Source organism: Amycolatopsis sp. NPDC001319 (assembly GCF_042896185.1).
GTDB lineage: Bacteria > Actinomycetota > Actinomycetes > Mycobacteriales > Pseudonocardiaceae > Amycolatopsis.
This window is the reverse complement of record NZ_JBIAWY010000005.1, coordinates 337,102-350,536: the sequence shown is the minus strand read 5'-3', so window position 1 is coordinate 350,536 and position 13,435 is coordinate 337,102. Positions and strand designations below refer to the sequence as shown.

The window sequence follows — 13,435 nt, the reverse complement described above, 5'->3', positions numbered from 1 at the left end:
GCCGCGGAAGCCGGTCGAAATCCGGCGCTGACCCGCAACGGTAGGCCCGCGGTCTGCACTCTTCGCAGACCGCGGGCGAGCCCGACACCGGCAGTGGTTCTCGCACCACCCTCGTCCCTCCCGTCGCGGTCTACGGGAGACGACACCCCCTCCGTTCCTTGGCGTGGCTGCCGTCTTCGTTGTGTGGACCCTTGAGCAGATCGGGTCCTGCCGGTGCCACCTCCGAAGTTCTCGTCGTCCGACGGTCCGGACTCCTCGCCGTCCTTCCCGGCGGCTTCCGAGGGGTCGCCTCAGGAATCACCCGCCGGCCCGGGCCTGACCGACTTGCCCCCGACGGGGCCGACACCGGTGTCGCACCTCGACGGCCACTCCGAACGCGGCGACGGGACTGTCGGCGATTCGCCGCTCGCGGGATCCGGCGCACGCGAGTCTGATCCACTCACCGGGAGCCCGGACTCGGCGCCCCGAGCGTTGCCAGCAGATGGCGAATCCTCGCCAGTAGCGCCCGGCCCCGTCAGCTCGCCGTTGCCGGGGTCGTCATCGGTATCGCCGTTCAGCGGCGAATCCGACTATGCCGACCGAGCCGCTGATGATTCGACTCGGGCCGCATCCGACGTCGCCGAGCCCGGTCCGCCGGCCGGATCCCCGAGCGCGTCGCGCGAGGCGTCGCCAGTGGGTGGCGAATCTTTGCGCGGCGACTCCGTCTTGGCTGACTCGGCTCTGGTCGAGCCGCCATTGTCGCCGCCCGATGGCGAATCCTCGCTTGGCGTTCCCGCCCCGGGTAGCTCGCCCGTGCTGGAGTCGCCACTGGCGTCGCCGTTCAGCGGCGAGTCCGGTCGTGGCGACAAAGCCGCAGCTACTTCGTCGCCAGCCAGGCGCGACGCCGAAGCGTCAGGTCCGCCAGCTGGAGCTCTGGACGCGCCACTCCGGCCGTTGCCGTTCAGTGGCGAATCGCGTCCAGGGCCTCAATCCGCTGGTGGAACCGACACCTCGCGAGCGGAGAAACCCCAGCGGACCACTCCCGAGTCGTCGAAGCGCAGACGCGTCGGGCCCATCGTGGTCGGTCTGATCGTGGTTTTGCTGCTCTCCATTGTCCTGGCAGTCGGTATCGGGACGGTAGCCGTGCCGATCACCCACACGTGGGAATTTCTGCGCGCAGGCCTCTTCGGCGGCACGATCCGCACGGCCGACGTCGGCCAGTACCGGATCATCTGGGACATCCGGCTGCCGCGGGTGGCGCTCGCGGTCGTGGTGGGCGCGGGGTTGGCGACGGTGGGCGTCGCGATCCAGGCGATGGTGCGGAACGCGCTCGCGGAGCCGTTCGTGCTCGGCATTTCGTCCGGGGCGTCCGTGGGCGCGGCCGCGGTGACGTTGTTCGGGGTGTTCGCCTCGTTGGGCATTTATGCGCTGTCGGCCGGCGCGTTCCTGGCCGCGCTCGCCGCGACTGTGATCGTCTACCTCGTGGCCCGCACGCGGCAAGGCCTCACGCCGCTGCGGCTCGTGCTCACCGGCACGGCGTTGTCCTACGGGTTCTTCGCCGTCACGACGGTGCTCGTCTTCCAGGCGCCCAACGGCGAGGCCGCGCGTTCCGCCCTGTTCTGGCTCCTGGGCAGCCTCGCCGGCGCCAACTGGGGCTCGCTGCCCATCGCGGCGGCCGTTGTGGTCGCGGGCATCGTTCTCCTTCTGGCCCTGGCCGGCCGGCTCAACGCGTTGGCCATGGGCGACGAAGCGGCGACGACCCTCGGCGTCGACGTCGCCAAGCTGCGGGCCGTCCTGTTCGTCGTCTGCGCGGCCATGACGGGTGTGCTCGTGGCCGTCAGCGGGGCGATCGGCTTCGTCGGACTGATCCTGCCGCACCTCGTCCGGCTCGTGGTCGGCGCCGATCACCGGCGAGTGCTCGCCGTGGCACCGCTCGCCGGCGCGGTTTTCCTCGTGTGGGTGGACGTTGCCGCACGGGTGCTCGCCGCGCCCGAGGAACTGCCGATCGGCGTGCTGACGGCGGCCGTCGGCGTCCCCGCGTTCCTGCTGCTGATGCGGCGGCGCGCCTACGTGTTCGGAGGTGCGTGAATGGACCTCTCGCTCCGCGGTGTCAGCGTCGAGGTGGCCGGTCGCACGATCGTCGAAGACGTCACCCTCGAAGCCGTGCAAGGACGGTTCGTCGGTTTACTCGGTCCGAACGGCAGCGGAAAATCCACCACTCTGCGCGCGGTTTACCACGCGCTCAGGCCTTCACATGGCGCGGTGCTGCTTGACGGCCGGCCGATCGAGGGACTTCAACCGCGTGACCGGGCGCGGGCAATCGCGGCCGTGGCGCAGGAATCCCACACGGAGTTCGACTTCACGGTCGCCGAGGTTGTCGCCATGGGCCGGCTGCCGCACCACGGCCTCCTCGACCGCATGACCGCCGCAGACCGGCGCGTGTGCACGGCCGCCCTCGAGCAGGTCGGCCTGGCGGACTTCGCCGACCGCGGCGTCCTGACGCTTTCGGGCGGTGAACGGCAACGCGTCCTCATTGCGCGCGCCCTCGCGCAGGAGCCGCGGATCCTCGTGCTCGACGAGCCCACCAACCACCTCGACATCCGCCACCAGCTGGAGATCCTCGCCCTCGTGCGGCGAAGCGGCCCGACGGTGCTGGCCGCCCTCCACGACCTCAACCTCGGCGCCGCGACGTGCGACACCGTGCACGTCCTCGACGGCGGTCGCCTCGTCGCGAGCGGAACGCCCGCGCAGGTGCTGACCCCCGATCTGCTGGCCGAGGTGTTCGGCGTGCGCGCCCACGTGGTGACGCACCCGGCGACCGGCCGGCCCCAGCTGTTGTTCGACCGGCTCGAGTCCGAGGAGGACAGTCATGCGTAAGACGGTCGCGATGGTCCTGGTGGCCACGCTCTCCGTGACCGGCTGTGACGCCCAGGTGTCCGAAGGGGACAGTGGCGCCGCGCCGGCGGGGTACCCGGTGACGGTGACCAATTGCGGTCAGCCGCTCACGGTACGAAAGCCACCGTCGCGAGTGGTCACCAACGACGTCGGCATCACCGAGCTGATGTTCGCGCTCGGCCTCGACGACCGGGTGGCCGGCTACGTCGTCGACAAAGGACAGTCGGGCGGCGTCGCGTCTTCACCGTGGAAAGCCGATTTCACGAAGGTGCCCAAGCTCGCCGAGAAGATCAACCGCGAAGTCGTGCAGGGCGCCGGCGCCGACCTGGTGTTCGCGGGGTGGAACTACGGGTTCTCCGAGAGCACGGGCTTCACCCCCGACACGCTCGCGCAGCTCGGCATCCAGAGCTACCAGCTCACCGAAGCCTGCCGCAACGGCGTCGGCAAGCAGCGCGGCATCATGCCTCCGCTCGACGCGCTGTACACCGACCTGCGCAATCTCGGCAAGATCTTCGGCGTCAGCGACCGCGCGGAGAAGCTGGTGACGCAGTACGGCGACCAGGTTGCGGCCGTCACGAAGGCCGTCGCCGCTCAGGGGCAACGGCCCAAGGTGTTCCTCTACGACGACGGCCGCGACCAGCCGTTCACGGCCGCCCGGAACGCCGGCCCCGACGAGATCATCACCAAAGCGGGCGGCACCAACATCTTCTCCGACGTCGACGACAGCTGGACCACGGTCAGCTGGGAGGCCGTCGTGCAGCGCGCGCCCGATGTCATCCTCATCAACGACTACGGCGGCGAGGTCGGCACCGTCGCCGACAAGGAGAACTTCCTCCGTTCGCAGCCTGGCCTGCGTGACATCCCGGCCGTGAAGCAGGGCCGCTTCTTCGCCCTGCCGTACGCGGCTCTGGTGGAGGGCCCACGAAACGCTTCGGCGGTGCAAGCATTCGGCGCGTACCTGGCCGGTCTGCCGCGTTGATCGGCTCCCAGGAAGTGGGAAGCTCCGCCCGGCACTTGGATGCCGGGCGGAGCTGTGGCATCATGCAAACCATGACCGCCATCTCGATCATTATCGCCGAGCGCGCCGGATAGACGCTCCACAAGAGCTTCCGGCGCGCAACCTCTCGCACCCATGCGGGAGGTTTTTTTGTTGCCAGAAACAGGTTCTGCCCCGCCACAAGGAGAGACCGTGACCCGCACGGAGCCCGCCGAAACGCCCCTCGGTGACGCCTTCCACCTCTACGACACGACCCTGCGCGACGGCGCCCAGCGCGAAGGCATCACGTACTCCGTCACCGACAAGCTCGCCGTCGCCAGGCTGCTCGACGATCTCGGTGTGGGCTTCATCGAGGGGGGCTGGCCGGGCGCGTTGCCGAAGGACACGGAGTTCTTCGCGCGGGCGGCGAAGGGCGAGCTGGAGCTGAAGCACGCCGCGCTCGTCGCCTTCGGGTCGACGCGCAAGGCGGGCACCCGCGCGTCCGAGGATCCGCAGGTCCGCGCACTATTGGACGCCGAAGCGCCCGTGGTCACCCTGGTGGCGAAATCCGACCTCCGACACATCGAACGCGCGCTGCGCGTCGACGTCGACGAGGCGTGCGCCATGGTCCGCGACACCGTCGCGTTCCTCACCGGCGAGGGCCGGCGCGTGTTCCTCGACGCCGAGCACTTCTTTGACGGGTATGCCTTCTCACCCGACACCGCACTGCGAGTGCTCGACGCCGGCGCCAGTGCCGGCGCGGACGTCCTCGTGCTCTGCGACACCAACGGCGGCCAGCTGCCGCTCGGCCTCGCGGAAACCGTGCGCGAGGTCAAGGACAAGACCGGGTTCCGCTTGGGAATCCATTGCCAGGACGACACTTCCTGCGCCGTGGCGAACTCCGTCGCCGCGGTGCAGGCCGGCGCGACGCACGTCCAGTGCACCGCGAACGGTTACGGGGAGCGGGCCGGCAACGCCGACCTGTTCGCCGTGACGGGAAACCTCGTGACCAAGCTCGGAATGGAGGTCCTCCCGATCGGAGGTGCCGCCGAGCTCACCCGCGTCTCCCATGCGCTTGCCGAAATCGCGAACCTCGCACCCGACACCCACCAGGCCTACGTCGGGTCGTCGGCCTTCGCCCACAAGGCGGGGCTGCACGCGAGCGCGATCAAGGTGGATCCGTTGCTGTACAACCACATCGATCCATCTTCAGTCGGCAACGGCATGCGGGTACTGGTCACGGAGATGGCCGGCAGGGCCAGCCTCGAGCTCAAGGGACGTGAACTCGGGGTCGACCTTGCCGGCCGGCCCGAAGCGCTGACGAACGCGGTGCGCAAGGTGAAGGACCTCGAAGCGGAGGGTTGGTCCTTCGAGGCCGCCGATGCGTCGCTGGAGTTGTTGCTGCGCCGTGAAGTCGAGGACGTGTCCGGTGAGGAGCCGGTGACGCCGCCGTTCCACCTGGAGTCCTACCGCGTCGTCCTCGACCACCGGTCCGACGGCGAGGTCGTTTCGGAGGCGACGGTGAAGGTCCACGTGAACGGGCAACGCGTCATCGCGACGGCCGAGGGCAACGGCCCGGTGCACGCGATGGACGCCGCCCTGCGGGAAGCGCTCAGCCCCCACCTGTCCTGGTTGGACGCGGTGGAGCTGTCCGACTACAAGGTGCGCATCCTGCCTTCCAACCCGGGCACCCACGCGGTGACCCGTGTCCTGCTCGAATCCAGCGACGGTGAGCGGGAATGGACCACTGTCGGTGTGCACGGGAACATCGTGGAGGCGAGCTGGATGGCGATGTGCGACGCGCTCGTCCACAAGAGCCTCACGGCTCGCGTCTGAGATCGGCGGCTCCGTTCTGTCGGGTTCGTCGGTGGGCTGTGTCGATGGGCGATGTCGGCTGGGCTGCGTCGATGACTGTGCTGCCAGGTTGACGCATGGCCGGCGTGGACGTCGAGGATTTCCGGTGAGAAAGCGGGCGAACGGACCTCTCGTGCACCTCGCGGCGATCGATCCGCAGGTCGCGGCCGGCACGAGAGGCCCATTCGCTCCGGGGCGGCGCGAAGTGACCGTTCGCGCCGCCGGGGGCGAGCGTCTCGGCGACGGCGTACGTAGACTGACCGGGTGCGTCTAGCCCGTATTGCTCATCCCAGTGGTGGTGTCGCGTTCGCTTCGATCGAGGGCGAGGGCGACGACGCCCAAGTCCTGGAGATCGCCGAGCACCCTTTCGGCCAGCCGAACTTCACCGGCAAGCGCTGGCCGCTCGCCGACGTCCGCCTGCTCGCGCCGATCCTGCCGTCGAAGGTCATCGCCGTCGGCCGGAACTACGCGAAGCACGCGGCCGAGTTCGGCAACGAGGTGCCCGCGGCGCCGATGTTGTTCATCAAGCCGTCGACCACGGTCATCGGCCCGAACGTGCCGATCCGCCGCCCGCGTGACGTCGGTCGCATCGACTTCGAGGGCGAGCTGGCGATCGTCATCGGCCAGCCGGTGAAGAACGTGTCCGCCGACCGCGCGGCGAGCGCGATCCTCGGCTACACGGTGGCCAACGACGTGAGCGCCCGCGAGCTCCAGAAGTCCGACGGCCAGTGGGGCCGCGCGAAGGGCTTCGACACGTTCTGCCCGCTCGGCCCGTGGATCGAGACGTCGATCGATCCGTCGGACCTGGCTCTGCGCAGCGAGGTCAACGGCGACGTCAAGCAGGACGGCCGCACGTCCGACCTCGTGCACAACGTGCCGGACCTGGTCGAGTTCGTCTCGGGCGTCATGACGTTGCTGCCCGGCGACATCATCCTGACCGGCACCCCCGAGGGCGTCGGCCCGATCGTCGACGGCGACTCGGTCTCGATCACCATCGAAGGCATCGGCACCCTGACCAACCCGGTCCAGGACATCTGACTTCGGTTCGACCCGAGGCCCGCCGGCCGTTCGCCCCTGAATGGCGACGGCCGGCGGGCCTCCGTATTTCTGGGGTGGTGACTGAGGTCACCGGCTCGCGTTCGGTTCGGCTTTCGCCGTTGGGTGGCCACGTTGTCCTGGCCCCCTGCCGTGGGTTGGTGCTGTTGCCGCTGAGTGGCGAACGGGTGGATCGGCAGGTGGGCTACCGGTTTTCGGCGGGTGGCCGTGGCAACAGCGGGTGTCGCCACTCAATGGCGACGCTCGGCGATCAAGCTTCGCGGTTCGGTCTGGCGGGCGTCGCCACTCAACGGCGACGGCTTGGCGGGCGGCGAAAGCGGTCGCTGCGCTGGGAGTCGCCCGGTGACCAAGCCGCGCGGCGGGGGTGGGGGTGGGCGTTGCCGCTCAGTGGCGACATCTTGGCCGGCGGGGGACAGCGGTCGCTGGGCTGGGAGTTGCTCAGCGACTCAGCTTCGCGTCGAGGTCGCGACGGCGTTGCCACTCAGCGGCGACACTGTGCTCTTCGGGAAGGCGAGACGCTCGCTCGGAGGCGTTGGACGATTGAGCCGGGATGTCGCCGAGCTTGGTGACGATCTGGTGATCGCACCTCGCAGCGTGGGCCGGGCCGGTGTTGCCGTTCGGCGGCGACGCCCTGGTCGGCTGGGGAAGGGTGTGCTGTGCTCGGCGGTCGAGTCGCGGTGGGTGGTGTGGCTGGACGTTGCCGTTTGGTGGCGACGCCCTGGTCGACTCGGGAAAGGTGCGTTGCGCTTGGCGGTCGAGTGCGATGGGCGGTGTGGCTGGACGTTGCGGCTTGGTGGCGACACCGTGGTTGGCGATGGGAGCGGCGCCGAGTTTGGTGTCGGCGTGGCGATTGAGCTTCGCGGCACGGTCGGGGAGCAGTAGCCGCGCACTGGCGATGGCTCTGGCAGTGAGTGGAAGTGGGGCGGCTGGATTGGTGTCGCCGTTTTGTGGCGACGCGGAAGTTGGCGGGTGCACGTCGCCGTTGGGGCGTGGAGTGGATCGGCCTTGCCGTTGTGTGGTGGCGGTTCAGTGAGCTGGTGTTCGGCGTCGCGAAGCCGACGGGGGTGTGCACGGGAGTGCCGCCACGCATCGTGATGCGCGGCGGCAATTGGGTTGTGGTTGTGGCCCAGGCGGTTGGGGGCGGCCTTGTTGCGTGGCTTGGTCGACGTGGCGAGGTCGTGTGGCAGTTGCCCCCGAACGGCTATTTCTTCCCGGCCGGTTCCATCGCGCGCCGGGCGAAGGCCGGGGCGTGTTCGGGGCGGAAGCCCAGGCCCAGCAGTCGCGCGGGGATGTAGGCGAGTTTCGGGAAGCGCGCGAAGAGGGCGATGAGTTGGGGAGGCGGGCCGTCGCGGTGGCCGGCCATGACGGGGCGCATCACGGCGCGGTGGAGGAGCCGTTGCAGGGTCTGGACGGCGATCGTCGGGAGCAGGCGGCGGGTGCGGACCTTCGCGAGGTCGGCTTGCGAGGCGGGGCCGCGGAGGAGGGGGTCGGCCAGGAGGGTCGCGGCGGCGACGGCGTCCTGGACGGCGAGGTTGATGCCGACGCCGCCGACGGGCGACATCGCGTGGGCCGCGTCGCCGATGCAGAGGAGGCCGTCGGCGTGCCAGCGGTGCAGGCGGTTGAGGCGGACGTCGAGGAACTTGATGTCGTCCATCGTCTCCAGTTCGTCGACGCGGTCGGCGAACTCGGGGCAGACCTCGACGACGTTGCGGCGGAAGTGCTCGATGCCGGCGGCACGCAGGTCTTCGCCCTTTGGCGCGAGGTAGGCGATTTGGTAGTAGCCGTTGCGGGGCAGCGGCACGGCGAACCGCCGGTGGTTCATGCGCGGCATGAGCATCGAGCCTGCTTCGTCTTCGTGGCGGGAAAGGCGGAACCACCAGACGTCGAAGGGGCAGTCGAACTCGCGCGGCTCCAGGCCGGCCGCCTGGCGCGCGAGCGACCAGCGCCCGTCGGCGGCGATGACGAGGTCGGACTCCAGCTCGCCTTCGGTGCCGTCGGCCGTGCGGTAGCGCACGCCGGTGACGCGGCCGCGCGAGCGGAGGAGGCCGGTCATCTCCGTCTCGAGGCGGAGGGTGAACGTCGGTTCCTTCTGAGCCGATTCGGCGAGCAGGTTGAGCAGGTCCCATTGCGGGACCATCGCGATGTAGGGGTGTGGAACGTTCAACAGCGACAGATCGGCGAGCTTCATGAGACCGCCGTCCTGAGTGGGGAAGCCGGCTTCCCGCAGCTCGCTGTGCGGGATGGCGTCGAACTTCTCGCCCAGGCCGAGCTCGTCGAGCAGCGTGAGGGTGGACGGGTGGACCGTGTCGCCGCGGAAGTCGCGCAGGAAATCGGCGTGCTTCTCCAGCACGGTCACCTCGACGCCCGCCCTCGCCAGGATCAGGCCGGCGACCATGCCCGCAGGTCCGCCGCCGACGACCACGCAGCGCGTGTGCTCGGTCATCTGACTCATCTCCTCTTTTCATCATCCGTTGAATAATCTCAGGATGCACCCGCGCCGGGTCTCACGTCAAGTGGTCGATGTGCCACGGCGTCGACTGTCCAAAGAGGACGCGCGCGCGTGAGGAGGTCGCGCGTTCGCGCGCGGTTTCGTGGCAAGGTGGCCGCTTGAACCGTTTCACTGGCATCGCACGAATCGGTTCACTCACCCGGTTGGCCGGATTCCCGTGTCGTAACCGGATCAACACTTTCCACGCACTGGGAGTAGACGCGGTGCGCCGGATCAGTGGAGCGGCAATCACCTTTTTGGCCGCGTTGCGAACGCGGCGAGTGCCCTAGCCTCACTGGGTGGATTTCGCCGTGGCACCCCCGACCCCTTCGCGAACCGCCCCTCCGGCACCTGTCGGACCCGAACCGTGGGCGCCTCCGGAACTGCGTCTGGTCTGCCTCGACATCGATGACACGTTGATCGACTGCACCGCGGCGATCCGCGTCAGCCTCCGCGCGCTCACCGGCCGCAGCGACCTCTGGCCGTTGTGGGACTTGATCACCGAGGAGCACGTGGCGCTGGTCGTCGCCGGAAAACTCGGGTACGAGGTGATGCACCACCGTCGCACCGAATGCTTCCTCGCCGAACTCGGTATCTCCGCGGATTCGGCGCAGGTGACCGCCTTCGAGGCGCGCCGGCGCGACATTCTCGCCACGTCGTGGCAACTGTTCGACGACGTGCTGCCCTGCCTGGAGTGGCTGCGCGCGGCGGGCCTGCTGCTCGCGGCCGTGACGAACGCCTCGGGCGCGCACCAGCGTCGCAAGATCGCGGACCTCGGGCTGGCGCCGTTCTTCGACCACGTGGCCATCGCCGGCGAGATCGGCGTCGCGAAGCCCGACCCTGTGATGTTCCACTCGGTGTGCCTGGGCCTGGGCTGTGACCCGGCGCAGACCGTGCACGTCGGAGACAAGCTCGACACCGACGCGATCGGCGCGTACGAGGCCGGCCTCGGCGCCGTCTGGCTCGACCGCGACGGGACCGGTCGCACCGGCGAACGCGCACCCGCCGGTGTACACACGGTCACAACCCTTGACGAGCTGCCTGAGCTGCTGGTTTCCGAGTACGCGACCGTCGGCGTCCCCGCCCAGCGCGCGGCGGGGACCCCCGCTGCGCAGGTGCGCGGCAGCGTGCTCTAGTATTTCTCTCCGTGCGGTGCTGAACCGGCCGAGCCGGGAAAGCGCCTCACTGGGGTATGGTGTAATTGGCAGCACGACTGGTTCTGGTCCAGTTAGTCTAGGTTCGAGTCCTGGTACCCCAGCTGCGGAGAGTGACCCCCCCGCAGAGCGAGAAATCGGCTCTGGTAAGTTCTCTTCAGCAAGAAAACAGAATAGCTCCCCGGAAACGGGGAGAGATCCTAAGCCCCCGTCGTCTAGCGGCCTAGGACGCCGGCCTCTCACGCCGGTAGCGTGGGTTCGAATCCCATCGGGGGTACAGATAGTCGCCACCCAGGTTCCGCAGTTGCGGAACCTGGTTTTTTGGCATTTCTGGGGTTGGTTTCGGGGTTTGAGTGGGGCCTGCGGGTCTGTGTGGGTGGGTGTCTACACGGGACTGTTTGTGGCGGTGGGGTGGTGGCCCGGGTCTTTGGGTTCGGAGGGGCTGACCGCGGCGGGGTGGCGGGGGATGGCGATGTACGTGGTGGGTCGTGCGGGCGCCGGAACTGCGCTCAGGGGGACCGCCGGAGCTTGTTCTGCGACGGGCGTGACTCGGGTAGCGGGGCAGGTTCTGGGCGCAGCTTCGAGTTATTGATCTGGGGGAGCGGCGGCCTTCGGGGTCGCTGTTGTTTCTGGTGAGGGGTCCTGGTCGGTTTTCGCCGGAGCCGGAGCCGGAGCCGGAGCCGGAGCCGGAGCCGGAGCCGGAGCCGGAGCCGGAGCCGGAGCCGGAGCCGGAGCCGGAGCCGGAGCCAGCTCCGGCTCCGGCAACTGGGGCTGGGGCTGCTCGGCTGGACGAGTGCCGGTAGGCCGGTCGGTGCTGGGTGCCAGTGCTGTGGGCAGGGACCCGGGATAGGTGGTGTCGCAGGGGTGACTTGAGTGCGAAGCGGGCCGGTGGGTTCGTCGACGGGCCGCTGATGTGTGGAGCGGGGACTCGGAGGAGGCGGTGCTGCCGGTGTTTGGCGTGGGCAATCGGCGTGCGAGGCCGTGCAAACGGGGCCGGTCGAAGCTGGGTGATGGAGGGGAGCGGGGCGGCCGCGCTGCTGTGGTGGATGGTGGCGGCGTAGGCGTTCTGCGGGGGATGCGGCTGAGGGGGAGCGGCCGACGCTGTTCGCTGATGCGTGGGAGCGGGCTTCTGGCAGGCCGGCGCTGCGGGGAGGAGCGGTGGTGTTGGGGGGGTGTCTCGCGCGCGAAGAAGGCCGATTGAGCCGGGCGATGCTGGTGCCGGGTCAGGGCTGTTGTGGCGGTGTTGCCGGCGAGTGGCCATGGGCGGTCCGGGGGCGTTGCGTGTGAAGTCTGCTGAGTGGGCTGGCCAATGCGGTAGGAGACGGGGGAGTGGGAGTCCTGCCGGTGGCGGTGATGGTGGCGGGTCGGGGTCTGCGCAGGAAGCGAGTTGGGAGACGGGGCGATGCTGTGCTCCGGGTGCGGGAGAGAGCGTTGAGGAGACGGTCGCGACGGTGAATGGCGATGGGTGTGAGGGGCGGCGGAGATCGTTTCGCTGATGGTGGGGGATGGTGTTGGCGGAGCCTTCGGGTAATGGTGATGCCTCGCTGAGTGGAACTGATTGGCGCATCGAACCATTGCGAGTGAAGGCGATTTCGATACGTTGATTTGGCGGCGCGGGGGAGAGCTGGATCGGCGCGGGGGATTGAGTGCGGAGTGGTTATCGCGGAAGAGGCGCCTGAGTCGGATCGCTGTTGATGGGCTGCGAGACGAGCGTAGGGGAATGTGTCGCGGATCTACTCGATGAGGCGAGGATTCGTCGCGGAGGAAGGGAAGTGGGTGGGCTGGTGAGGTCTGAGCTTGACCGGCGAGGCGCAGGCCAGAGGTCCGCGGGCCGTAGCGCAGGCCGACCTGAGGTTCGGCGGGGTAGCGAGGTGGGGCAGCTGAGTCCGGCGCTGTGATGGCACGGTGAGGCCGGCGTGGGCGGTGAGGGTGTCTTGTTCGGGCTGCGTTGCGATGCGGCGGGCGAGGCGGCGTGCGCGGTGAGGGAGTTCTGTTCGGGCTGCGATGCGGTGCGGTGGGCCGATGTCCGACACGGTGAGGCCGGCGCGGGCGGTGAGGGTGTCTTGTTCGGGCCGCGATGCCGTGTGGTGGGCCGATGTGAGGCGAGGCGGGGCCGGTGCCGGCGGAGAAGGAGCCTCGTCCTGGGACGCGGTGACGTGTGGCAGGCGGAGGTAAGGCAAAGGCCCACGCCGGCGGCGAGACGGGCCCGTCCAAAGACGGGGTGTCGTGAACTGGAGTGACTTCAGGTCAGTTCGAAGCCGGAGTCCGTTGTCGGACAAGACGGTTTCGGCCGTAACCGCAGGCGAGGCGAGAGAGCCCGGACATGCGGCAGGGCCCTCTCCCAATCAAGGAGGGGGCCCTGCCGTGAAGTGCACGTCCTGGCGTAACCGCCGGGGTGGTGTTACTTCTTCTTCGCAGCGCTGGTGCGCTTGGCGGCCGGCTTGGCAGCGGCCTTCTTCGCGGCCGGCTTGGCGGCGGCCTTGGTCGCGGTGGCCTTGGCGGCGGGCTTGGCGGCTGCGGCCTTGGTGGTGGCGGCCTTGGCGCGCGTCGTGGCCGGCTTGGCGGCGGTGGTCTTCGTGGTGGCGGCGGGCTTCGCGGCCGTCGCGCGGGTGCGGGTGGTGGTGGAGCGCGTCGCGGCGGGGCGGGTGGCCGTGGTGCGCGAGGCGGCCGCCCGCGTGGTCGTGGTGGCGCGCGAGGCGGTCGCCGTGGTGGTGCGCTTGACGGCGGTGGCCTTGGGCAGCTTCTTCGTGCCGGAGATGACGTCCTTGAACGTCGTGCCCGCACGGAAGGCCGGCACGTTGGTCTTCTTCACCCGCACCGTCTCACCCGTGCGCGGGTTACGCGCGGTCCGGGCGGCACGGGCACGCTTCTCGAACACACCGAACCCGGTGATGTTCACCTTCTCGCCCTTGTTGACCGTCCGGATGATGATGTCGACGAGACCGTCGACGGCCTCCGAAGCAACCTTTTTGTCGCCCAGACGCTCCGACAGCGCCTCGATCAGCTGGGCCTTGTTGGCCATTCCAGTCCTCC

The 13,435-nt window shown here is 69.2% G+C and carries 8 protein-coding genes, 2 tRNA genes and 1 riboswitch; of the genes, 8 read left to right on the top strand and 2 right to left on the bottom strand.

The window, feature by feature from the left end; genetic code table 11:
* Positions 1–5: 5 nt before the first annotated feature.
* A riboswitch (cobalamin riboswitch) is annotated at positions 6–88 on the top strand.
* 965 nt (positions 89–1,053) lie between these two features.
* From ACFY1H_RS20850 to ACFY1H_RS20830, 5 genes are all read left to right on the top strand, one after another.
* On the top strand, positions 1,054–2,067 hold the full coding sequence (locus ACFY1H_RS20850) for a FecCD family ABC transporter permease (RefSeq protein ID WP_386949373.1): 1,014 nt from the start codon (positions 1,054–1,056) through the stop codon (positions 2,065–2,067).
* Positions 2,068–2,856 carry an ABC transporter ATP-binding protein gene (locus ACFY1H_RS20845; RefSeq protein ID WP_386948498.1) on the top strand — a complete coding sequence of 263 codons (789 nt, stop codon included), beginning with the start codon at positions 2,068–2,070 and terminating at the stop codon, positions 2,854–2,856.
* Entirely contained in the window at positions 2,849–3,853 is a 1,005-nt protein-coding gene (locus ACFY1H_RS20840) for an ABC transporter substrate-binding protein (protein WP_386948496.1), read from the top strand. The genes ACFY1H_RS20845 and ACFY1H_RS20840 overlap by 8 nt, the downstream gene beginning before the upstream one ends.
* A 210-nt stretch (positions 3,854–4,063) precedes the next feature.
* Positions 4,064–5,686: a citramalate synthase gene (gene cimA / locus ACFY1H_RS20835; protein ID WP_386948493.1), complete on the top strand. Its 1,623-nt coding sequence runs from the start codon at positions 4,064–4,066 to the stop codon at positions 5,684–5,686.
* Positions 5,687–5,968: 282 nt separating this feature from the next.
* Complete coding sequence (locus ACFY1H_RS20830; protein WP_366579342.1) at positions 5,969–6,742, top strand: fumarylacetoacetate hydrolase family protein; 774 nt, start codon at positions 5,969–5,971, stop codon at positions 6,740–6,742.
* Between the two features lie 1,219 nt (positions 6,743–7,961).
* Here ACFY1H_RS20830 and ACFY1H_RS20825 read toward each other — a convergent pair.
* Positions 7,962–9,203, bottom strand: a complete 1,242-nt coding sequence (locus tag ACFY1H_RS20825; RefSeq protein WP_386948489.1) for an FAD-dependent oxidoreductase — start codon at positions 9,201–9,203, stop codon at positions 7,962–7,964.
* 344 nt (positions 9,204–9,547) lie between these two features.
* On the opposite strand from ACFY1H_RS20825, the gene ACFY1H_RS20820 reads away from it, so the two are divergent.
* From ACFY1H_RS20820 to ACFY1H_RS20810, 3 genes are all read left to right on the top strand, one after another.
* On the top strand, positions 9,548–10,384 hold the full coding sequence (locus ACFY1H_RS20820; RefSeq protein WP_386948486.1) for an HAD family hydrolase: 837 nt from the start codon (positions 9,548–9,550) through the stop codon (positions 10,382–10,384).
* 50 nt (positions 10,385–10,434) lie between these two features.
* Positions 10,435–10,506 (top strand) — tRNA-Gln (locus tag ACFY1H_RS20815).
* Positions 10,507–10,606: 100 nt separating this feature from the next.
* Positions 10,607–10,679: transfer RNA gene (locus ACFY1H_RS20810), tRNA-Glu, on the top strand.
* Between the two features lie 2,124 nt (positions 10,680–12,803).
* Here ACFY1H_RS20810 and ACFY1H_RS20805 read toward each other — a convergent pair.
* Positions 12,804–13,424, bottom strand: a complete 621-nt coding sequence (locus tag ACFY1H_RS20805) for an HU family DNA-binding protein (RefSeq protein WP_386948483.1) — start codon at positions 13,422–13,424, stop codon at positions 12,804–12,806.
* Between the last annotated feature and the right edge of the window lie 11 nt (positions 13,425–13,435).